We start from the raw sequence: 20,283 nt of genomic DNA on the forward strand, positions 1-20,283 counted from the left end.
TTTCAGGCAGTCTTTCTTTTATTTCTTTAAATCAATGACAATATCATCTAACACAATATCTTTACTCTTCGCTTCTTTTTTCGGCACTTCTATTTTCTTCTCTTTCCCATTCACATACTCCACTCCACCATGATTTTCAGGTGTATGAACTTGCAAGTGCACGTGAGGTGTGACAATAAGTTTTGTAGCATTTTCGTTCAATTTTTGGAAGGTAGCACTCCAACGAATATTGTAAGGATCGTTGCCACTTCCCCCATTTCCTTCACCCGAATAATCATTCCCTAAATCATCCTTAACCGTCAATTCAACATCTACACTATCCCATTCTTTCCTCGCACCCTTAGAAACTTCTTGATTGTAATAAAGAATAAATGAAACCGGCGATATTGCGACCTTTTCCATATTTGCTTTTATACCTTCTTTTTCCGAACTCCCACCAATTGTTCTCTCTTTACTATCCACTGATTTTACAGTTAACGCGAAATTCCAATTACCTTGTATTGATTTTTTCCTATCCGGCATCTCTATTCTCTCTATATTCCATCTAAAGTTTACTTTGTCCTTTTTATTACTATCATGGTGTGTCGTTGTTACCATACCTACATACTTTTTTTCAGTAACTTTAGTCATTTTACCACTTCCTGAACTACCATGAGCGTCCATTATATCCAATCCGCCTAATATGATAGGATCATCCCCTAAGTCTTGCTCACTTTCCAGTGAATACGTTATAGATAATGTTCTGCCATCAGAAATTACATCATTAATTGTAACCTTAACCCCATTACTCTCTCTCGTCATATTCAATTCAGTCGAAAACTCTTTATAATTTTGATATAACCCTGTTCTACCATTATCTAAAAATCGGAATATGTCACCTACAATTGGCAATCCCCCAGCATATGTAGGAAATCCGATACCCAGTGTCGCAACTGATAATCCAACTAAAATAGATGCAGCAGCGACACCTTTTTTCCAAGTTTTCACCTTTTTCTTCGTACGTATAGATTGTTTTAAATTACACTTCACTTTTTCTTTTTCAATTTCAGAAGCCTCAATTTCCTCAAGTTCTTTTTCATCTATATCAATATCATTTAATAATTCATAAATATCTTTCATATTACACTACCTCCAAAACTAATATTCGTAGCATTTTGTTGTAGCTTCTTTTTCCCGCGATACACACGATTATCTATCGCCGCTCGAGTTAATCCTAACTTGTCACCTATTTCTTCTGTCTTCATACCGAGTAGATATTTCATAATGAACACTTTTTGATCTAACGGTTCTAATTGATTAATAAGCTTCAATAATTCTTCCCTATCTTCCATAACAATTAATTCGTCTTCTGCCGATTTTTCCGTACTTATATGAAACTCATCTGAAATGATTTCTACTTTTTTAGTTGCTTTCCGGTAATAATCAATTGCTTTAAACTTTGCAATCGCTGCAATCCATTTTTTAAAATCACTCGGCTCTCCATGAAACTTATTTGCGTTATTCCAAATGGAAAGAAATATATCATTTACACATTCCTCTATCAGTCCATCATTTTGAACTGGAAGAAGAACTTTATGCGTAATCCCCTTTATGAGTGGTAAGTATGTATCGACAACAAATTCTAGCGCATCTTCTTTTTGTCGCTGTAATCTTTTTATAAAATTTTTCTCATTTGATTTCATGTAGCGATTCCCCTTATTTTTTTGTAAAAGCTTTTACACTCTATATAACGTCCAGAAAAAAGTTTTCTCTCATCTTTTTTATTATTTTTTGTATGTAATGGAATACTTTTCCTTACCTATTGTCTCATATAACTTTGAATTTGAAGAAAATTTTCTCAAGTCTACAATTTAATTAATGTAGTACACTATTTACATAACCATTCTTTAACTTGGTGTACATTTTATTTCGTTAATCTACTATTTAAAATTAGGAGATGAGATGTGTATGTGTGGAATTACAGGCTGGATAGATTGGAAAAAGGATCTTTCCAATGAACATGTTATTTTAGAAAAGATGGCAAATAGTATTCAGCATCGCGGTCCGGATGCTGAAGGATTTTGGTTTTCACCTCACGCGGCTTTTGCACACCGGCGTTTAATTGTTATTGACCCAGAAGGCGGGACACAGCCGAAGACATTCCGTGCTGGTGATTATACGTATGCTCTTACTTATAATGGAGAAATTTATAATTTTCGTGAACTGAGAGAACAACTTCAAAAATGTGGGCATGCCTTTGAAACTCACTCGGATACAGAAGTGTTACTACACGCTTATTTAGAATGGAAAGAAGACTGCGTGCAACGTTTAAATGGAATTTTCGCTTTCGCAATATGGGATGATCAGAAGCAACAATTGTTTTTAGCACGAGATCATTTAGGGGTAAAACCACTTTTTTATACAGAAAGAAATGACAGTATTATTTTCGGCTCTGAAATAAAAGCATTATTAGCTCACCCCTCTGTTCCTGCTGAAATTGATGCGGATGGCATAAATGAAATATTTGGATTAGGATTATTTCGAACTCCAGGATGTGGCGTCTTTAAACATATTCAAGAAGTACGTGCTGGACATTTTATATCTTTTACACGTGATAAAAAGGTAGTTAAGAAGTATTGGAATTTAGAAAGTAAGGTCCATAAAGAATCTATCGAAGACACATCTTCACATATTTTATCTATCTTACAAGATACAGTAAAAAGACAATTAATTGCCGATGTTCCTCTTGTTTGTATGTTATCAGGCGGATTAGATTCTAGCGGTATTACTGCACTAGCGGGGAAAGAATTTGCAGCGGAAAATAAAACACTTCATACGTATTCCGTTGACTTTGTAAATAGCGCAAAAGATTTCGAGCTGACATTTGCTCGCACTGATTTAGACGCTCCTTGGGTAAAACGTGTTTCTGAACATGTAGGGACATCGCATCATGATATTATCGTGAATGCTGAAGAATTAGCAAATCACTTATTCGTTCCCCTCCGTGCAAAAGATTTACCAAGTGCTGGCGAAATGGAAACTTCACTATATTTACTATTTTGCGAAATGAAAAAAGATGCAACCGTAGCTTTATCTGGAGAATCTGCTGATGAAGTATTCGGGGGATATCCTTGGTTTCATCAAGAAGAACTATTATATGTAGATAAGTTTCCGTGGTTAACAAACTGGAAAAACACATCTTCTCTATTATTAAGCGACGTAACAACTCAATGTAATCCTGAGCATTATATTAATAAACGATTCCATGAAGCTGTTCTTGAAGTACCTACTCTTGAAGGAGAAAGTAAAAAATCCGCGAAACAACGCCAAATGTTTTATTTATTTTTAACGAGATTTCTCCCGTTCTTACTTGACCGTAAAGACCGTATGAGTATGGCTGTAGGGTTTGAAGTTCGTGTACCATTTTGCGATTTTAGATTAGTTGAATATTTATGGAACGTTCCTTTCAACATAAAAAGTATTGATAATATTGAAAAAGGTATTTTACGTAGAGCACTGAAACCTGCTTTACCTGATGATGTGCGAAATAGAAGAAAAAGCGCTTATCCTACTTCACAAGATCCACATTATTTACAAACAATCCGTAATTTAACACTTGATATGTGCAGCAATAAAAACAATCCTGTTTTCTCACTTATTAACCATTCCATATTACTTGCAATTGCTGATCAAAGTAATAACGTGGTTAACAATTTTGAAGCAAGAAGTGCTATGGAGTATATGCTACAAGTAAATGAATGGTTAAAAACGTATCATATTCATATCGCTTAACAAAAAAGAGTTCAAGGACAAAAACCCTTGAACTCCCTTTCATTTATTAATTGGCACATTGTCTATCTTCAGTATCGATGGACCATCCAATAATAGTGGCACAATCTCTACCTCTCCACTGAAGTACATTTGTTAATACAGGCTCAATCTGTAAACAAGTTCCGTCGTGTAATATTTCTACTAAAGATTGATCATCATCAAACTTTCGTTTATCACATTCTAAAATACCATCTGTTGCCATTACAATGTGATTCTGACCTTTTTCTAATCCCCTTATCCCTGATGTAAAACAAGGGGTATTCGCTGCAAAAACATTTTTTCTTCCTATATATTCATAGTTCTTACGCTTATTTAGCCTACCTTTTCCATTTTCCGTTTGCTCCGAATGGAATAAATACGCGAAGCAATCACCAACTGATAGCCAATATAAGAACTCGCCTTTCCGTAAACAAATTAAACATGCAAGTTCCTCATCATCTTGGTCACATTTCTCGATAAATAGCTCATCTGTAAATAACGCTAATAAATACATATGTGTATGATGAAAAGCTAAATGGATTGGATATGAAAATAATTCTTTTAGTTGTTCTTCTCTTTCTGAAATCGCTTCTATTATATAATGTATATTTTTTGTTTTATGATGTGTATCAAAAATCATAACAAATTCAAATTCTAATTTCGGATCCCACCAAGCTAGCACTGCATCTCCTCTTTCATATGCATCACTCTCTTGATTTCCTCCATATACGCCGACTGAAAGAGGACCACATTTTTCAACATGTATTTGATCTACATACATCTTTTCATGACTAATCCATTTAAATGTATTCACAGCTATCATCCTCTCTCTTGCTAAATGTATACCTTTACACATAGATTACCTTATATTTCAATAAAAATAAACTTTTTCAACATTTATTATGAAAATAACAGGATTTTAATTCTTATCAAGCGAATATATCTTATAATACGATATAAAAGTTAGGGGGATTTATAATATGAAAGATATTAATCCACATTGGGAGACAATTTACTACCACTTACGATATGAGTATGAAGACAATCTTTCTCACCAAGCAATTCGCATTTTACAAATCATTTCTCGTGAGAATGACATAACAATTGGAAAAGTTGCTTCTGAACTCGGTTTATCTCATAACACAGCGTCTGAACACGTGAAACGCCTTATTCAAAAAGGATTTATCATTAAAGAAAGAAATAAACAAGATGAAAGAGTTGTGAACCTTACATTAACGGCAGAAGGAATTGAAGCATTAGAAAAGCATACTTTGCTAGATAAAGAAAAGATACAAATATTAGAATCACAGTTATCAAAAGAAGAGCAACAACTAATAGCAAAAGCCTTTTCGTTATTAGCTAAGGAGGCAAAATATGCATTTCCTCGTTAAGGTCATCGTCTCCGCCCTCATTATTGGGGGTGTAACCGAATTTGCTAAATACTATAGTACACTTGGTGGCTTTATCGCAGCTCTTCCTCTTATTAGTTTACTTAGTTTATTTTGGATTTCTTTCGAAGGTGGGAGTAAACAAGAGTTAAGTCAATTCGCTTTAGGCGTATTATATGGATTTCCTGCATCTGCACTACTATTATGTATTGTTTATATCGGTTTAAAGAACTCCTTTTCACTTAGTACATCTATACTCTTTGGCATATGTGCCTGGTGTATCGTCTTTACTTGCCAAAAAGTATTTCAAGCTTAGGGGGAATTACTATTAATAGATCAGTAGAGATATTTGGACAAAATGTAGAAGTATATATGAGAGGTAGTAGTAAACAAACTGTAGTCATTCAAACAGGAATGGGATGCTCATTTTATGATTGGCTTCCTATTATAGAAAAGCTTTCACAAAACTTTACAGTCATTTCATATCATCGCCCAGGTTACGGAGAAAGTGAGCTAGGAACTAATCCACGTACAACAATGCAAGTTGTAAAAGAACTACATATGTTACTACATGAACTAGCTATTTACGAGCCAATCATTTTAATCGGTCATTCCTATGGAGGTTTATGCGCACAACATTTTGCGATATTACATGAGGACCAAATTAAAGCACTTATTTTAGTTGATTCTACTTCCATGAACTTACACCGATTAGATGAGCTTCATTTACCGGTTTCTGATCAAACTGATTCTGACGATATTTGGCTACAAAAATATCATACTTACTCCAACATGGATGCAGACGCGCTTTATACTGAACTAAAACCTATGCTCGTCAATACAACAAAACAGCATATCAATTTTTCTACATCTCCTTCATTATATAAAGCGACAGCTTCTGAACTGTCCGAGTGGAAATATTGTGCTCGCTCAATAAAAAAACAACATAAAACATTAGAAATACCATTAATCGTTATCGGTAGAGATCCTCAATATTCTATTGCTCAATTGATTGAGGGCGGTATGCCAAAAGAAGAAGCTACACAACTTGAAGATATGTGGCAAGAACTTATTCGTGAACAATTAAATCTCTCAATAAACAGCCAATACATTTTGGCTGAAGATGTTGGTCACGGAATAGAAAATGATCGACCAGATATTATCATTCAAGTCATTCAATCTTTACACACAAAAAAAGGAAGCAACTAACGCTGCTTCCTTACTTATCTATTCATAGTCTTCTTCGTCATCATCAACTTCTTCATAATACGAACTCCCATTGCTTACATATATAGGACCATTCGCAACATCAATACGTAGTACCCATGCCCATGGCACAGCTAAACGTTTATGTATTGCTCTCCAAAAATTCATTGATTTTCTTTCGTACTCCTGGAACTCCTGAAGTAACTCTTTATAGGAGGAACCGTCTAACTGAATATTTGCTTCTAATAAACGAGAATGGGCATAGTACTGTAACTCTAGTTCAGCAGCAATCTCCATTTCTTCTTCCGTTGCCATACCTATAATTGCTCCATCTGCTGGTGCGATTTCATATACGTTGTGAACTTCAATAAGCCCTTCTTTCTCTTTCTCAAACATGTAAACAGCCTCCTTTAACCAATATTTTTTATGTTACAAAGTCATACTTCTACAATACCTTCTCTCTTTCCTCTTTTTTTGATAAACTTTTACAAAATATTTCTCCCGCTATTTGCGGACAGTGAAACTCCAACCTCAAACTTCGGCGAATACGAGGAAGTTAGGTGGGAGTCGGACTGCCCGTAAAAGCCCGATTGGTGAAGGCTAATAATCTCTATTCTTTCAGCAGAAACTAGCCTATCACTGTTAAAAGTTAATTTGTACACATCGGGCATGTGAAGTGTTTTCCAAAACTGAAAATCATATTTCGAATCAAAATAATTCATAAGTAAAACCATAATATTCCCATGAGTGCCTATTACAATATTCTTCCCTTTATATTTTCCCAATATATTTTGCATACATAATACAGCACGCCTTTGCGCTACATCATTTGATTCCCCGCCTTCGTATGCAAAACTCCAATCTTTCCACACCTTCTGGATTGCATCATTAAAATCTGTTACTGGCCCTTTACTTAATAACCTTTCTCGTAAAGCTTCTTCTATTTGTATCGATACATTATATGTATTCGCAATTCCTTGCACAGTTTGAATCGCTCTTTTATAAGGACTTGAAATCACAACATCAATATGTTCATCTTTTAATAAATGTGTTACATTCTCTGCATCCAAGTACCCCTTTTCAGATAAAGGACGTTCCCTTTCTTCTTTTGTATATGTAGAGTGGGCATGGCGAACGAAATATATTGTAGTCATTATTCAACTTCCTTTCTTATTTTCAATCTATATTCAATGAAGTAATTAGGAAATCCTGTATCATTTATAGAAAAGAGCACTTTTTAAAAAGTGCTCTTTTGTTTACATAATAAAATTATTTCATTATAATTTATTTCTAAATTCTTCGCTTATGACGATATCTCGAATAAAGTAATCCATATTACTTAGAAGTTTTTCAAATTCTTTCTCCCTTAAATTGTTCATCATAAAGACAATCTCAATCTTATTCCCCTTTTTATCAGTACCATAGAAACTATTTGTTAATACAAATGCCGTAGAACCACCTTTCTGTCCTGCATATTCAAACATTCCACCCCCTACTGTTCCTTTAAATATATTTTCAATCTCACCTTGCATTTGTTGTGTAAAATAGTTTCTGTTATTTATCTTTTCCATTAAACTCATGTAATCTTTCGCATTTGCACCTACTAACCGATCTGACCAAATACGTTGGGAGTCCATATCGGCTTTTAACGATATCTCCCGTTTTCCCCATTCTTTCTCGTCTTTCATCCATTCATGTATTTGCCATACATGCTTAACATATTCATCATTAGACATATTACGTAGCTTGTCCAATGCTTTATTTTGAGGAATATGCATTTCTTTTTCAACATACCCCCTCATATACAATGCCGCTGTATACGCCGGATAAAATTCCTCGTGACTATTTAAGCCTAACTCTTTCAAACTTTCATTCACACGTGCTGTTCCAAGCTTGTCCAATAAATATGATGCGTTCGCATTCGAACTATATTGAATCATTCCTTTAACTACTTCCTCTAAAGAAGTTTGCCCATTGTTCACTAACCCTCTAGCTTTTACATCATCTAGCCATACAGGGTGTGCACCACCATCAGTATTCTTCACGTAGTATTTTTCTAATTCTTTCAATGAAATCTGCTCGTCTTTTCTTACCTTTCCTTCGGCCACTTGCTTAGCATATTCAATTGCTATAACGATTTTCGACATACTTGCTAGTGGTAATTTTTCATTTTCATTTAGTGATGTTAATATCTCACCATTTCTTTTAACGATTAAAGAAGCTGTTTTATCATCCTTATGTTCTTTTATATAATTTAGCACATAACTAGGATCTTCTTTTGAATTGACATATTCCTTCACTGAAAAGAAAGCTATACAACCTACTATAGTAATTCCAGCTATAATTCCAACAACTTTTAACCCTCTCATAATACTCCCCCTAAAATAAACATATTATATATTATACTAAATAAATTTCCCTTTTTAAGTAAGAATTAGAGTATTTATACAAAAACGTTTCTTTTCTTAAACAACAAAAAAACATGCTTTCATTATGAGAGCATGTTTTGTGATTTTTTTCACATTATTTAGTTAAAAAATAAACTTTTTACTTACCATGATGTAACATTAAATCACTGAGTTCTTCTTCAATGTGATTTAATTTCGCAACGCCTTCTTTCCATTTATGAATATAACGTGAAACCCCAACGAAAAATAAAATAATAATTGTGGAAAGAATAATACCATACACGATAGCTACAGTACTCATAGTTACACTTCCTTGTAATTAGTTATGTTTTTATTATAAACCTTTTTCTTTTAAAATACTTCGATTTCAACTTTTTGTAACAAAATTGATTTTTCTAACAAATAAATAAAAAAACTTTATATTTTTATCCTACCAAATATCACCTTATATTCTTTAAACATCTTCATTTGTTAAAAAACGTTCGAAAAAGGAAAATTTTTCACAAAATATACAAAACTTCACCATATGTACTATTACCATATGGGTTATATTATTTAATAGTGTAAAGGGGATGATACAATATGACGACTTGGTTTATTGTACTGTTAGTTGTATTTGGGGCATTTAAAATTATCGTTTCTAGTCTTCCAAACTCCGTTATTGAATCAATTATTAGCCGATATGAAACACATCCGCAACTTGATGAAGAGAATGTTACTGTAACGATCAATGGAAATAGCTTAGAAGGCGATAAGAAATCTCAAATTATTACTGATTTTAACGAAGGTCTATTTTTAGATCGTTATTATGCACCACCACAAAATGAGGGAACTCCTTTAATTATCAATGCAAAACGTGGTAAAAAGGATTTTACATTTTATATTTATAGTCATGAAGAGCATGTTGATGTTATCAAACAACATAAAAAGAAGATAGTTGCTTATAGTTTACGCTCTAAAAATCTTCAAAATAATGATATGTTCGTATCAGCAGATATAGTTTAAAAGGCTGTCGTTTATAACGACAGCCTTTTAAACTATATCTCTATTTATTTTTCTTTTCCTCAATTTTTGCTTGCGCCTCTTCAACCTTATCTAATGTTTCTGAGACTTTCTTCTCTTTTTCTTTTACATCATCTATACTATCGACAGCTTTAATTAATTTATCGATTCCTTCTTCATTTACTTTTTTTCGTTTCGCTACTCTTTCATTTACTTTCTCTTCAACGTCTTTTGCTTTTTGAAGCATATTTTCTGCATTTGATTTCACAGCCTTTTCAAGTGCATCATCTTTTTTCTTTTGTAATACTTCATTTGCAATATCTTTCGTTTCTGAATACTTACCGTCTTTTAATGCTGTCGCACCGTGATCTAGTAACTGAGCGACTTCTTTATATGCCTTCGCTTCATTTCCTGATTTTTCTTTTTCCGCTTTTTCAAACCACATAATCGCATCACTATATTTTTCATTTTTCAATGATTGCATACCTGTTTCAATATACGTGTCATAATTACTACATCCAGTCATTACGACTAACAGAAAAAGCATAACAAAACTTAATTTTTTCATGATGTTTTCTCCTTTTCTTTGCCTGCTCACTTTACTGTAACATACATGAAAAGGAGTTTCAAAAACTAAAATACTAATTTGGTCATTTTTATATTGTTAAAATTTTCTTTTAAGCCGATACATCCACTTGTTTTTTCGCCATATGCTGCTTTACTCCAACTAATACAACTAACAATAATCCTCCACCTAATGTCATCATAACAATGCTAGTTGGCAACATATCTAATAATAATCCATATACAATCATACCGAGCGGCGCGATTGCAGTAGCAATAGTTTCAAGTAGGCCGAATACACGCCCTAAATAGCTTGGATCTGTCGTCTTTTGCATATGTACTTGCATCGGGATATTTACGATCATCATTGACATACCAGTTAACATCATAAAAACCATATAGTAAATAAAACTTGCTACTTTCGGAATGGTAACTAACAACGGGAAGACTGTACATAAACTCAAACCCGCAAATAAAAACAGCCCAATATAAATAGAACGAAACGGATTATTCACTTCTTTACGCACTGATAAAGCAATCGCACCAATTAGCATCCCGACTGCTAGCATTCCCTCTACAGTACCGAGTTGCTTTGAAGATAAATGCAATGTTTGGACGATAATGTATGGAAGTGTAACGGTTAGCCCACACGCAAAAAAGTTTACCCATAGCGCAATTTTCATTAAACCATATATTTCATGCTGTCGTTTTATATATGAAAAACCTTCTTTTATACTCGTCAAGAAATGCTCTTTACTCTCAGCCACTTCTTTTTTATATAAATCAAATACGATAAATAATTGCACAATAACTGCTAAAAAGAATGTAATGCTATTTAACAGAAAGAACGACTTAATTGAAAAGAAACCAAATACAACTCCGCCAATAATCGGCGCTAAAATATTTGATAAAGAAGCTGCCGTCTGGTTCAAAGCACTCGCTTTTTGAATACGCCCTTCATCAACTAAATTAGGAATAGATGAAGTAAACGCAACAGAATAAAAACTTGCGCAAATTGATAATAATGCTGCTGATACATAAATAAAAAGAAGTGATGGTCCAAGCATTATTGTAAGAATAAACATAATAAGCATCGTTAAGCTACTTAATAAATCAGTGCCAATGACAAGCCATTTTCGATTAACACGGTCAGCTACAGCACCTGCAATCGGGCCACAGATCATCCTTGGAAGTGATCCGCAAATAAGCGTAGTTGCAAACCCCATTCCTGAACCAGTTGTCTTTAATACGTATAACCCCATTGCGAACGTATAAATACCTGCTCCTAGCAAGGACGTCATCTTTCCAATCATCATTAAAATAATATTCCTCGTTGCAATCTTCATTTTCCAATCATTTTGACCTATACTTACATCTTCCATTATGACACTCTCCCCTTAAAAGTTAAATTGTGTTAAACTTATTATATAATCAACTTTCCAATTTTTACAACAAAAAGTTAAATTACATTTAACTTTTCAATTATAAAGGAGCAATGTTATGGCAACTCTCGGCGAAAAAATTAAGGCGTTACGAAAAGAAAAAAAGCTTACGCAAACCGAACTAGCAGGTTCGGAACTGACAAAAAGTATGCTTAGTCAAATTGAAAATGGAAAAGCTACACCTTCTATGAAAACATTACAATATATTGCCGAAAAACTTGAATGTGAAACGAGTTTTTTATTAGAAGAAGATGATGGAGAAATTGTAGAACTCATTCAAAAAATGGAGGAACTAATAAAGACAAATAAATGCGATGAAGTATATGATACTTTACTACCTATCGTTCAAAAAGAGCTACCTTCTACTTTAAATACGGCTCGTATATATAAACAGTTCATAACTGGAGCAGCTATTATGAACGATTATAATATTGAATATTACGTCGAAACCGCTATTTCTATATTTGAAAAATATACTTTATATCGAGAAAGCACTGAAACGAAACTACTGTTTTACTATATGCTCTTCAAACGTAAAAAATATAAAGAATGTTTACAGATGATTACCATTATTCGTGATGAATATAAAACGAAGAATTTAGAAATGGATCTTATTACACATATACAGTTATACTTAAAAGAAGCAATTATTTTACTCGCATATGGCAATTATGAAAAATGTGAAAGAGTCATCTTAGATGCACTTGCCTTTTCCAAAAAACATCAAGTGTATTATAAAACAGATGATTTTTATCGTATTTTATCTTATCAAAAAATCATTACGGCGGATAAAGAAAGATATTTATATTACATAAAAAAATCTGAGCAATTTGCCATTTTTACAGAAGATACTTTATCCGCTGCAAATATAGATATATTAAAAGCTTATTACTACAATACAATTACGAATGAATATACAATCGCATTAGAACATTTAGAACAATTTCGAGAAAAACTAAAAGATGAACCAATTTTTCAAGACGATGGATTATATTATCTTGAAAAAGGAAAATCTTTGTATGGTTTAAAACGTTACGAAGAAGCTTTGGAAACATTACAACGTGCTATCATACCAGATTATATGAGCCATCCACTTGATCAATCATGGTTATTAACAGCTGGATCTTATCGTGCCCTTTGCTATATAGAACTTCAAGATAAAAAATCTGCCCTGAAAGAAGCAAAAGAAGCAGTTCAAGCGATAGATAGCTATCCGGATTCCATCTTTTCTTCTTTTATTAAAGAAACATTACAAATAATACAAAAACTTTAAGAATGTCTCGAAATGGTATATTATTCCTCCTTTTTAGCAAAGATAATAATAATGGGAGGAATATAAATGAATATACAACGCGCAAAAGAGCTTTCAGAGTCATCAGAAGAAGCCAATGTCAGTTTTCAAGGCATGCCTGTTATGATTCAACACGTTGACGAAAACAACGAAACCGCCCGCATATATGAAGTAACAAATCCAAGACGCGAATTAACAGTTCCAGTTAATAGCTTAGAGGAAATATAAGCAATGCCACTTCAACCTTCTGAAGTGGCATTTTTCTTTTTTTTATATCTAGTTTCCCCTTTTTAATAAGCCATACAAACCAATGAAAATTACAATGAGACCCACTGCGACAAATGCCAGTTTTTTGAATAATTCTCTTGTTTCATGACTTCTAACGTCTCCTATACTTTTATTTTGTCGTTCAATTACATTTCGCTCCGTTTCTACTCGCTCTCCATATATTAACAAACGATATTTACTTGATGTATATGGTTCACATGTAAGCAATGTAACTTTGTCTTTTCCTTTTATTACATTTAATTTATCTACTTGATTTGGATTAATAATCTCACGGCCAATTACTTTATACACTTGCTGCTTTCCAAGCACATTTACGTAAAATATGTCACCATCACTTAATCGATCAAGGTGGCGAAACATCGTCGCTCCGTGATACCCACGATGTCCTGCCAATACAGTATGTGTATCTTTCCCACCAATTGGTAAAGAAGTCCCTTCAATTTGTCCTACCCCTCTACTTAAGTTTTCTTGACTTGCACCTAAGTAAATTGGCAACTCCTCATTTATTTTTGGAATAGAAATCGTGCCAAATATCTCATCTTTGTTTATGAAATTTAACGGTTCCTTATTTACTTCAGCATCCCTAACAAATGGGTCACTCATTTTGAAAGTAGTTTTTCCTAACGAATTATTATATGTTTCCATCTTCCGAAACTTCTCATTCACATCTTCTACTTTTAAATCATCAACCATTTTTTCATAACGTATTACTCTTGTTTTATATACATAATTGTTTATATAATTAGCCACCAATGGATATAGAAATAGAGATAAACCTGCAAGGAACAATACTAAACTTATAAATCCCCTTCTCACATACTCACCACTCAATACATACTATTTTCGTTTTTTCAAATAAATCATTAGAAGGACGATACAAATGATAACAATAGGAAAAACAATCATCCAATCTTCTAAAATGAAAGGTTTTGTAATCATTTCTTTTTCTCCAGCATCATATGGAACCCGGTGTCCTCTCACTAGTAACCTGTGCGTGTTCACTCCATAAGGGGTACATGTAATTAATGTTGCATAATCTTGACCTTGTACAACTAATAAATCTTCTGTTTCATTTGGTAATACAACTTTTATTTGATCTACCTTATAGGCAAGTACTTTATCTAATGAATGAATATAAAATATATCGTTCTTTTCAACTTTATCTAAATGAGTAAACATTAGTGCTGACGGTAAGCCACGATGCCCCGTTAAAACTGTATGCGTATTTTTCCCCCCTACTGGTAATGAAGATTCGTTCAGTTGTCCAATCCCGCGGCTCAGCACATCTTCAGTCGTTCCTTGATAAATCGGAAGATTCACATCAATTTTAGGGATTTCTACATATCCCATAACATCACCGATATTTAACATATCTACATAAGAACTCTTGTTCTCATCGCTATTTTCACGAAATGGGTCCGAAAATGTTTGCATCGTACTTTGAACTTTTTCATTATATTCCCGCGCTTCTTTTTCCTTACGTTCAATTTCTTCTTTTTGTAAATTACTTACTGCTTCATCGTACATACTTACTTCCGAATAGTGCGTTCTCGTTGCAAACCAATTACTTACCATCGGATATAAAAATATACTTAAGCCTAACAAAAATATACTTCCAAAAATAATATTTCGTTTCATAACATCCTCTTTCACTACAGATAAAATGTGGAAAAGAGGAAAGCAATATGCCTTTCCTCTTTTCCACACTCAATTATTATAAAAATATCAATTAGGAATTCTTCACAGGTTTCTTTCTAAAGAAAATAAACACTGCTGTCACCATTAATAACAGACCAACCACTGTGAAGAAAATTGTTCCTATACCACCTGTTGCTGGAATAATCCATCCGCTCTTATTGTTCTCAACTTTTAGCTCAACTACTTTATGATCTTTATCAATTTTAATATCAATCGGATCTCTTAACTTTTGATATTGTTCTACTGCACCGTCTTCATCTATATACTTCGGTGCTTCTGTTTCAACAATTTGATATTCACCGTACGGGATTTCATTCCATGTAATAATACCATCTGCATCAGTCTTATCATCCATTTTTTTCTCTTTTACTGTTACAACTTTACCTTTACTATCTCGTAATTCAAACCTTGCACCTTTTAACTTCAGGTTGTTATCCTTACCATCGACTTTTTCAATTTTAATATTCCCCATTGTTGGTGTAACCACTACTTCATTAGATGGTTTTCCATCTTTTTCTGATAAAACATCGTCTTTGTTTACAAAATCAAGTACTGCTTTGTTCGGAATTTTCACTCCAGATTGAACATCGCCTTTAATCTTTGCAGTAATTTGCAAATGTAATTCTTTACCTGTTACTTTCGAAAAATCTTCTATTGAAGCAATAACCTTTTGTCCAGCTACAATTACGTTTACAATACTCTCATCAATCTTTTTATTATCAATCTTTACAATCGGTGTCCCAACAACCTCTAAACGGTCATCTAAAACATCGGTAACAACATAATTTTTATACGTTTGAATATCCTCAGGAAGCAATGTTTTAATGTCATACGTATACTCTGTTTCACGATTTATTCCCGCATTTTCTGAGCTATCATTAATCGTTTTTTCAATTGTAGGTTCTTTATAGTTCTTTACATCTTTTTCTAACTTAACTAGTTTACCAGTTTCTTTAATAGAAAAAGGATATTCTTCTTTACTTGTTAAATAACCTTTTGGAGCCTTCTCTTCTATAAAATAATAGTTTCCATACTCTAAGGAATCTACACGAATTTTACCATCTGATCCTGTTACTAGTGGATGCGGTGTTTTTACTTGTGTGTTTGTGCCGTCTTCATTTTTCTTAAATAAATGGAATTCAGCACCTGGTAACACCCTGTCCTCTTCACCTTTTTTTATTAATTCTACTGAACCATGTTTCGTTTCATTCTTTGGATAAATATGAACATCGTAGTTTAAATCTTTACCATCTGCACTTGTCATTGGAATATCAACAATAAAAGTACTCTGATCTAATTCAATACGGTCTGGACCTTTAACAGCTTTTACTTCATAACGTCCTAAAGGAAGATTTTGAAAAACTGCTTCTCCCTTAGCATTTGTTACTTTTGTAATAGCACTATCCGTTACTTTATTAATATTTTCTTTTACTACATTCCCAGCAGAAGTTTGTTCAAATGATGCTATACGTTTAATTTCAAACGTTACACCTTCTAAAGGCTTTGCTCCCTCTGGAATACTTTGTCCTTCTTTCCCATTACCCTCTACACCAGGCTTCGCATCTTTACCCTGCTCATATTTATGAATTGTTAAAGTACCTATACTTTTTGATTCCGCATTAACCGTCATATTAAATAGTGTTGAAAAAGCTAAAATACATATTAAAAATGTGCTGAAAATCTTTTTCATCAAATTCCACTCCCCTATTGTGTCTACCTTTTTTGCAAACTACTAATCTATTTCATAATCTTTCTTTTTCTAAAGAAGAAGAAAGATGTAATGAACATCAATATTCCACCAATTACATAAAAAATAATTGTTCCTATACCACCCGTTTCCGGGATAATCCACTCATTTTTATTATTTTCTATTTTTATCTTTTGTGTAGATACATCGTTGGTCACATTAATTTCAATTGGCTCTTTCAAAAGCATGTACCCGTTTGGTGCTTGTACTTCTTTTAACGTATATTTCCCAACTAACACTGGATTAGAAATCGCTATGCCATTTTTATCTGTTGTTAATTCAGAAACTACTTTTCCTTCTTTATCAATTATTTGAAATACTGCACCTTCTAATTTGAGATTTTCATCCTTCGCATCTACTTTCTCAATCTCAATTTTCCCAAAAGATGGTGGTATGATAAATGCTTCATTCGAAACAATTTTCTTTTGATCAAATAGTAACTCCGCTTTATTTCGTATACTACCCTTTGCAGTATAAGCTTCCATACCTTTACTTACATCCAACTTTGATTTGATGTGCATCGTATATGCTTGATCAACTAGATACTCGTAACTGCCTTCTCGCTTCGGCAATTCGATTTTCACCTTTTTCGACTGCTCATCGATTTCTGGTATAACTTGTATCTCTTCACCATCTGCATTTACAAGTCTTACTTGTACTATTTTTAAAATATCTTCTAAATCATCTTGTAATACTATTTTTTCAAGATTTATTACGTCATTTCCAAAATTATAGTTTACACGCCATGTAAACTCTTCATTCTCACTTTGCAATGTTGGCTTTTCTGGTGGTAAATCTTTATCATCTGGTGTTTTCCCTTCCACAATCGCTATATTTTCTATTTCTTTTGTTTTTAGCGATTCCTTTGTAACTTTCACCTTGAAAGTTACAATTCTTTCTTCTGTATCAAGTACATCACCAAAGTTTACTTTAACTGTATTGTCCTCATATGATCCTGCATCTTCATCCACATCATCAGTCAATAAATTACCGTTCATTTTCAAACTACCTGCTATATACTCCACTCCGCTAGGAAGCTTATCAACAATGCGAACATCTTTTATGAGTCCATTTTCAACTTTATTTTGAAGTTTAATTTTATACTCAAGCTCATCATCTACGTGTACTTTTCCATCTACTCCACCAGTTACTTCTTTCTTCGAATCTAGTTGTCCATACAACGGATCAACTGACGTTTCTACTTCTGGTTTCTCTGAATCTGGTACACTAATAGACTCTACTACTGCTATATTTTTTATTTTCTTATTTGCCATTTCCTGTTTTATAACTACTTCAAACGTAATAACCTTTTCTTCTTCACCTTTAAGGTCACCGAAATGAGCAAATATCGTTCCATCTTTTATATGTGCCTGATCATCATCTTCTACATCCGTTTGTTCCTTTCCGTCTACCTTGATCGTATTCGGAACATATTCTACACCTTCAGGAAGTTTATCTGTAATTTTCACAGATTGTAAGATAGAATTTTGCACACTGTTTTTAGCTTTAACAGTATACTCTAGTTTCTCTCCTACTTTAAGAGTTCCACCATTTATATCCCTAGCTAATTTTTCTACTTCCAATTTGCCTTTTTGATCTATATCAGGTTTTCGTTCTGGTTTTACTTTCACGACTACTTTATTAGAAGCATTCGCTTCAATACGACTTCCTGTTAACTCATCAATTCCTTGAACAACAGCGGTATTAGGAATTTCACTTTCTATCTTTCTTCCTTTTAATTTCGCCTTAAATTCAACAATTGTTTCAGGCGTTTTATCAGTATAAATTCCGCCTTTCGTGGCATTAGCACCTTCACCAATTCTTATTGTTAATTTTCTTGTCTTTACATCATAATCAACTTGATCATCCATCACTAAATCTGTTTGATCCCCCGCGTTCGGGCCAGAAATAATCTTCACTGATCCAGGTATAAACTGTAAATGACGGTCTAAAACATCTTCAATTTTTGTATCAACTGAAGTTGAATTCGGCTCAACATTTTTCACACGTAAGCGATATATGACCTCATCATCCGGTTCGTACTTTTCTTTCGGATTTAATACTTCCTTATTAATGACAAGCTCAGGTGCCGTAGCATTTACTGCGAAAGCCAGTGTATTTAATACGTAATCATCTCCGGATGTAGCAGCTTTTAATCGTATTTCTTTTTGTTCTGGTTTAATATATCCTGCTGGTAGCCTAATTAAATCTGCATCGATTCCTAAATTATTTTTATAATCCGGAGCAAAAGTACCTGGATACTTATCTCGCATATGCTCCTCATATTCAGAAATAGTCGAATTAAATATATTACCAGTCGGGTTCAATTTATCAGTAATTTCTTTCCATGCTTTATCAACATATACAGAAAGTTTATCACCCTGCCAATATCTATCTCCTTGTACAGCAAAAATGGACACTTTCGGATCTAAATCTCCAGCTTTTGATGCAAGAAAGTTTTTCACAGTAAACTCTTTTTCACCAGATCCACTAGCCCTTTTCAATCCACCATCATAAACAGTAAATGCTTTTCTTGTTTTTGACTTATCTTTCGTGATTACTAACATGTACCATCCAGCAAAAGAATAATATCCAGAACTATATGCAAGATTAGTATTCGGGTAAGGAATATTTGCTACAGTATAGCTCCCTCCTTTTGAATTAGAAGACTTCAAAAGCTCTGTAACATCTGCATAGTTAGAATAATAAGTGCCATTAATACCGAAACCATAAAATAAACCACTTCCGTAATACGTATAACTTGGTGATACTGGAAAACTTATTCCTGACGGAGTAGTAAACTTAACTGATTCTCTATATTGTGGGAGCGTTAATTCATAACGCGTCGAACTCCAATATAATCCTGCCCATTCAACTTCAGCACCTTCTGGAACAGGGATATATGCTTTAGATGAATTTGTAGTCGTTGGATCGTCATCTACATCAATTAGTTCACGTGTATAGCCATTAGGTGCTGTACCCGAAGTATAAGTTATATCCGAATACAATGCCGTTTTCTTCTGATCTTCAGTGGCTTTAATACCTAAATTCACATTACCGGTAGAATACATATCACCTTTATGTATAGATTGATAGGTTGGCTCATTAAAGCCTTCATCTTCAGTAATCTCTGCTTTTACATTCTCTGGTATACTAAAAAAATGCAATGGCGATAGTATTAAAAATATACTCATCCATACTACAATTAATTTTATTATTTTTTTATTTTTTACCCTATTGTGACTCAACGCCTCCACCTCCTTACACTCAATTTAAAAAACACTCTATTCATATACTATATTAACATAATTGGGAGATTTTTATAGTCGTCTTGTTATTTTTGTTTTTCAGATAATTCAATCATTCTTCATTCTGTCATTATACCTTTCCTTCATTTATCCACTCTGTATAATCTAGCAAAGGCTATTTACTCAACATATACCGTTTACACATTAATAAC

At 33.4% G+C, this 20,283-nt stretch carries 19 protein-coding genes and 2 pseudogenes; 7 read left to right on the top strand and 14 right to left on the bottom strand.

The genetic code is table 11. The features are described 5' to 3' along the window. Positions 1-18: 18 nt before the first annotated feature. Complete coding sequence (locus JTF23_RS00700; protein WP_204207884.1) at positions 19-1,119, bottom strand: DUF4179 domain-containing protein; 1,101 nt, start codon at positions 1,117-1,119, stop codon at positions 19-21. After that, positions 1,116-1,682, bottom strand: coding sequence for a sigma-70 family RNA polymerase sigma factor (locus JTF23_RS00705; RefSeq protein ID WP_002200990.1), 567 nt, complete (start codon positions 1,680-1,682; stop codon positions 1,116-1,118). The genes JTF23_RS00700 and JTF23_RS00705 overlap by 4 nt, the downstream gene beginning before the upstream one ends. A 265-nt stretch (positions 1,683-1,947) precedes the next feature. Here JTF23_RS00705 and asnB point away from each other — a divergent pair, with 265 nt between their 5' ends. After that, positions 1,948-3,771: an asparagine synthase (glutamine-hydrolyzing) gene (gene asnB, locus JTF23_RS00710; protein WP_204207885.1), complete on the top strand. Its 1,824-nt coding sequence runs from the start codon at positions 1,948-1,950 to the stop codon at positions 3,769-3,771. 46 nt (positions 3,772-3,817) lie between these two features. On the opposite strand, the gene JTF23_RS00715 is transcribed toward asnB, so the two are convergent. Continuing rightward, complete coding sequence (locus JTF23_RS00715) at positions 3,818-4,645, bottom strand: PP2C family serine/threonine-protein phosphatase (RefSeq protein WP_204207886.1); 828 nt, start codon at positions 4,643-4,645, stop codon at positions 3,818-3,820. Positions 4,646-4,769: 124 nt separating this feature from the next. Here JTF23_RS00715 and JTF23_RS00720 point away from each other — a divergent pair, with 124 nt between their 5' ends. Genes JTF23_RS00720 through JTF23_RS00730 form a run of 3 tightly spaced genes read left to right on the top strand, consistent with a single transcriptional unit; the run spans position 4,770 to position 6,386 of the window. Beyond that, positions 4,770-5,180, top strand: coding sequence for a MarR family winged helix-turn-helix transcriptional regulator (locus tag JTF23_RS00720; RefSeq protein ID WP_204207887.1), 411 nt, complete (start codon positions 4,770-4,772; stop codon positions 5,178-5,180). Continuing rightward, the gene (locus tag JTF23_RS00725) at positions 5,164-5,493 is read left to right on the top strand and encodes a DUF3147 family protein (RefSeq protein ID WP_204207888.1); all 330 of its coding nucleotides are present in this window, start codon (positions 5,164-5,166) and stop codon (positions 5,491-5,493) included. The genes JTF23_RS00720 and JTF23_RS00725 overlap by 17 nt, the downstream gene beginning before the upstream one ends. Further along, the gene (locus JTF23_RS00730) at positions 5,445-6,386 is read left to right on the top strand and encodes an alpha/beta fold hydrolase (protein ID WP_204207889.1); all 942 of its coding nucleotides are present in this window, start codon (positions 5,445-5,447) and stop codon (positions 6,384-6,386) included. Before JTF23_RS00725 ends, JTF23_RS00730 begins: the two co-directional genes overlap by 49 nt. Before the next feature lie 18 nt (positions 6,387-6,404). Here JTF23_RS00730 and JTF23_RS00735 read toward each other — a convergent pair whose 3' ends face one another. The 5 genes and pseudogenes from JTF23_RS00735 to JTF23_RS28305 all read right to left on the bottom strand — a co-directional run bounded on the left by JTF23_RS00735 (position 6,405) and on the right by JTF23_RS28305 (position 9,332). Further along, entirely contained in the window at positions 6,405-6,779 is a 375-nt protein-coding gene (locus tag JTF23_RS00735; protein WP_000461761.1) for a hypothetical protein, read from the bottom strand. A 212-nt stretch (positions 6,780-6,991) separates the two neighbouring features. Beyond that, positions 6,992-7,537, bottom strand: a pseudogene (locus JTF23_RS00740) (histidine phosphatase family protein); the annotation flags it as partial. Between the two features lie 123 nt (positions 7,538-7,660). Continuing rightward, positions 7,661-8,752, bottom strand: coding sequence for a serine hydrolase (locus tag JTF23_RS00745; RefSeq protein ID WP_204207891.1), 1,092 nt, complete (start codon positions 8,750-8,752; stop codon positions 7,661-7,663). 178 nt (positions 8,753-8,930) lie between these two features. Further along, positions 8,931-9,092: a hypothetical protein gene (locus JTF23_RS00750; RefSeq protein ID WP_002158451.1), complete on the bottom strand. Its 162-nt coding sequence runs from the start codon at positions 9,090-9,092 to the stop codon at positions 8,931-8,933. Positions 9,093-9,142: 50 nt separating this feature from the next. Beyond that, positions 9,143-9,332: pseudogene (locus JTF23_RS28305) on the bottom strand (hypothetical protein). Between the two features lie 41 nt (positions 9,333-9,373). On the opposite strand from JTF23_RS28305, the gene JTF23_RS00755 reads away from it, so the two are divergent. Next, positions 9,374-9,796 carry a YfmQ family protein gene (locus JTF23_RS00755; RefSeq protein ID WP_204207892.1) on the top strand — a complete coding sequence of 141 codons (423 nt, stop codon included), beginning with the start codon at positions 9,374-9,376 and terminating at the stop codon, positions 9,794-9,796. Between the two features lie 40 nt (positions 9,797-9,836). On the opposite strand, the gene JTF23_RS00760 is transcribed toward JTF23_RS00755, so the two are convergent. Continuing rightward, positions 9,837-10,361 carry a COG3014 family protein gene (locus JTF23_RS00760; RefSeq protein ID WP_204207893.1) on the bottom strand — a complete coding sequence of 175 codons (525 nt, stop codon included), beginning with the start codon at positions 10,359-10,361 and terminating at the stop codon, positions 9,837-9,839. A 109-nt stretch (positions 10,362-10,470) separates the two neighbouring features. Further along, positions 10,471-11,739: an MFS transporter gene (locus tag JTF23_RS00765; RefSeq protein ID WP_204207894.1), complete on the bottom strand. Its 1,269-nt coding sequence runs from the start codon at positions 11,737-11,739 to the stop codon at positions 10,471-10,473. A 118-nt stretch (positions 11,740-11,857) separates the two neighbouring features. Between JTF23_RS00765 and JTF23_RS00770 the strand changes: the two genes are divergently transcribed. Together JTF23_RS00770 and JTF23_RS00775 are read left to right on the top strand one after the other, a co-directional pair. Further along, on the top strand, positions 11,858-13,072 hold the full coding sequence (locus JTF23_RS00770; protein WP_204207895.1) for a helix-turn-helix domain-containing protein: 1,215 nt from the start codon (positions 11,858-11,860) through the stop codon (positions 13,070-13,072). Positions 13,073-13,138: 66 nt separating this feature from the next. Beyond that, on the top strand, positions 13,139-13,318 hold the full coding sequence (locus JTF23_RS00775) for an H-type small acid-soluble spore protein (protein ID WP_002064678.1): 180 nt from the start codon (positions 13,139-13,141) through the stop codon (positions 13,316-13,318). A gap of 48 nt (positions 13,319-13,366) precedes the next feature. On the opposite strand, the gene JTF23_RS00780 is transcribed toward JTF23_RS00775, so the two are convergent. The 4 genes from JTF23_RS00780 to JTF23_RS00795 all read right to left on the bottom strand — a co-directional run bounded on the left by JTF23_RS00780 (position 13,367) and on the right by JTF23_RS00795 (position 20,017). Next, a complete protein-coding gene (locus JTF23_RS00780; RefSeq protein ID WP_204207896.1) occupies positions 13,367-14,194 on the bottom strand; it encodes a class C sortase in 828 nt (275 codons plus the stop codon). A gap of 21 nt (positions 14,195-14,215) precedes the next feature. After that, entirely contained in the window at positions 14,216-15,016 is an 801-nt protein-coding gene (locus JTF23_RS00785; RefSeq protein WP_204207897.1) for a class C sortase, read from the bottom strand. A 91-nt stretch (positions 15,017-15,107) separates the two neighbouring features. After that, positions 15,108-16,766: a SpaH/EbpB family LPXTG-anchored major pilin gene (locus JTF23_RS00790; protein ID WP_204207989.1), complete on the bottom strand. Its 1,659-nt coding sequence runs from the start codon at positions 16,764-16,766 to the stop codon at positions 15,108-15,110. A 47-nt stretch (positions 16,767-16,813) separates the two neighbouring features. After that, a complete protein-coding gene (locus JTF23_RS00795; protein ID WP_204207990.1) occupies positions 16,814-20,017 on the bottom strand; it encodes an isopeptide-forming domain-containing fimbrial protein in 3,204 nt (1,067 codons plus the stop codon). Positions 20,018-20,283 lie beyond the last annotated feature (266 nt).

This window comes from Bacillus sp. RIT 809, from assembly GCF_016892495.1.
In the GTDB taxonomy this organism is placed as follows: domain Bacteria; phylum Bacillota; class Bacilli; order Bacillales; family Bacillaceae_G; genus Bacillus_A; species Bacillus_A cereus_U.

What these genes read in the sequence shown, in the direction of transcription:
- JTF23_RS00735 (WP_000461761.1), bottom strand. Translation starts at nt 6,779, where the DNA reads ATGTTTGAGAAAGAGAAAGAAGGGCTTATTGAAGTTCACAACGTATAT.
- JTF23_RS00795 (WP_204207990.1), bottom strand. Translation starts at nt 20,017, where the DNA reads ATGAGTATATTTTTAATACTATCGCCATTGCATTTTTTTAGTATACCA.
- JTF23_RS00760 (WP_204207893.1), bottom strand. Translation starts at nt 10,361, where the DNA reads ATGAAAAAATTAAGTTTTGTTATGCTTTTTCTGTTAGTCGTAATGACT.
- JTF23_RS00755 (WP_204207892.1), top strand. Translation starts at nt 9,374, where the DNA reads ATGACGACTTGGTTTATTGTACTGTTAGTTGTATTTGGGGCATTTAAA.
- JTF23_RS00720 (WP_204207887.1), top strand. Translation starts at nt 4,770, where the DNA reads ATGAAAGATATTAATCCACATTGGGAGACAATTTACTACCACTTACGA.
- JTF23_RS00770 (WP_204207895.1), top strand. Translation starts at nt 11,858, where the DNA reads ATGGCAACTCTCGGCGAAAAAATTAAGGCGTTACGAAAAGAAAAAAAG.
- JTF23_RS00725 (WP_204207888.1), top strand. Translation starts at nt 5,164, where the DNA reads ATGCATTTCCTCGTTAAGGTCATCGTCTCCGCCCTCATTATTGGGGGT.
- JTF23_RS00745 (WP_204207891.1), bottom strand. Translation starts at nt 8,752, where the DNA reads ATGAGAGGGTTAAAAGTTGTTGGAATTATAGCTGGAATTACTATAGTA.
- JTF23_RS00750 (WP_002158451.1), bottom strand. Translation starts at nt 9,092, where the DNA reads ATGAGTACTGTAGCTATCGTGTATGGTATTATTCTTTCCACAATTATT.
- JTF23_RS00715 (WP_204207886.1), bottom strand. Translation starts at nt 4,645, where the DNA reads ATGTGTAAAGGTATACATTTAGCAAGAGAGAGGATGATAGCTGTGAAT.
- JTF23_RS00785 (WP_204207897.1), bottom strand. Translation starts at nt 15,016, where the DNA reads ATGAAACGAAATATTATTTTTGGAAGTATATTTTTGTTAGGCTTAAGT.
- JTF23_RS00700 (WP_204207884.1), bottom strand. Translation starts at nt 1,119, where the DNA reads ATGAAAGATATTTATGAATTATTAAATGATATTGATATAGATGAAAAA.
- JTF23_RS00765 (WP_204207894.1), bottom strand. Translation starts at nt 11,739, where the DNA reads ATGGAAGATGTAAGTATAGGTCAAAATGATTGGAAAATGAAGATTGCA.
- JTF23_RS00775 (WP_002064678.1), top strand. Translation starts at nt 13,139, where the DNA reads ATGAATATACAACGCGCAAAAGAGCTTTCAGAGTCATCAGAAGAAGCC.
- JTF23_RS00790 (WP_204207989.1), bottom strand. Translation starts at nt 16,766, where the DNA reads ATGAAAAAGATTTTCAGCACATTTTTAATATGTATTTTAGCTTTTTCA.
- asnB (WP_204207885.1), top strand. Translation starts at nt 1,948, where the DNA reads ATGTGTGGAATTACAGGCTGGATAGATTGGAAAAAGGATCTTTCCAAT.
- JTF23_RS00730 (WP_204207889.1), top strand. Translation starts at nt 5,445, where the DNA reads ATGTGCCTGGTGTATCGTCTTTACTTGCCAAAAAGTATTTCAAGCTTA.
- JTF23_RS00705 (WP_002200990.1), bottom strand. Translation starts at nt 1,682, where the DNA reads ATGAAATCAAATGAGAAAAATTTTATAAAAAGATTACAGCGACAAAAA.